The 1177-nt window shown below is 52.0% G+C and carries 1 protein-coding gene; it reads left to right on the forward strand.

Annotated features, from left to right (window positions below):
- The first annotated feature begins 458 nt into the window (after positions 1–458).
- Positions 459–1169 (forward strand): HNH endonuclease, encoded by a 711-nt coding sequence (locus BGIM_RS56715; protein ID WP_084759610.1) that lies wholly within the window; start codon positions 459–461, stop codon positions 1167–1169.
- Positions 1170–1177 lie beyond the last annotated feature (8 nt).

Here is a 1177-nt window from a genome sequence, read left to right on the forward strand (position 1 = left end):
AAGAAATGCCCGGCGGGATCATCTCCACACCGGGCTGACTCAAGCGTCTCTTTGCCGGGCACGCTCAAGTAACTGGCCATGTTTCTGCCACATCTGGCTCCTTCGGTCAACCAATTTCCTACCACCGGCAAATGAATGTCCTCCAGCGTGGTTGGGTCGACCGCAGCGCGTTGGTTGTAAAGGCCGCGACTGTGGGGTTCGGACTCAGCGGCAGGGAGAATGGCTCACGCAAGGAAGGAGTCTCCGTCCGGCCCGAACATGGGTAAAAGCTCCTTGGCTCTCACGCGATGGTTCCGTGAGGAGGGCTGGTCTAAGCCGGGGTGAAGCCGTGATGGTGTCCCCGCCGACCAGAGCCTTACACCGGGTTCGCCTGGGGTAGGCTCTCTTTGGCCGTCACCGGGGCTCTCCGTGCTGGTGTTTAAGGAAGAACGAAGGATAATTATTGAACGGAGGTTTAGATGTCACAAGAAACGAAAACGATTCAGATCGGAAATGGCTTAGCGACAGTCGTCGACGCCTCTTGGTATGATGAATTGTCTAAATATCGCTGGTATAACGTCGGTGTAAAAAATCATGCACCTTACGCAGGGCGAAACGGAAGCAGAGCGGGCGGGGCGAAGCCATCAACAATCCGCATGCATAGAGTGATCACCGGAGCCGCCAAGGGGCTGTATGTTGATCACATCAATGGGGACACGCTGGACAACCGCTCATGCAACTTAAGGGTCTGCACGATGACTCAGAACTTGCAAAATTCGCAGAATCGCAAAAATGGAACTTCAATATTCAAGGGTGTTTCTTGGCGATCTGACAGCTCATCCTGGGCCTCTTACATCACTGTACTGAAACAATCCATCCGTTTGGGTAATTTTGCAACCGAGCTAGAGGCTGCGGTCGCATACAACATGGCCGCGAAGAGATATTTTGGCGATTTTGCCAGGTTAAACATCATTCCGAATGAGGCAGAGATTATACCTCAGCCGTCAAATAGGTCGATTGGGCAAAGCAACACAAGGTATATCACCCATAATTCATGCAATCCACGCAGTCCTTGGCGCGCAACTTACAAGTCTTGGAGGCTTGGGTCATTTACCACCATCGACGCTGCCAAAGAAGCGCTTGAAGCCTTTTTTGCTGGAGATGTTTATTTAAATGGCAACATGCCATGAAGAAGAAC

It is taken from the genome of Zavarzinella formosa DSM 19928 (assembly GCF_000255705.1).
GTDB classification, from domain to species: Bacteria; Planctomycetota; Planctomycetia; order Gemmatales; family Gemmataceae; genus Zavarzinella; species Zavarzinella formosa.

Coding starts and splice junctions, on each gene's coding strand:
- BGIM_RS56715 (WP_084759610.1), top strand. CDS start 459: ATGTCACAAGAAACGAAAACGATTCAGATCGGAAATGGCTTAGCGACA.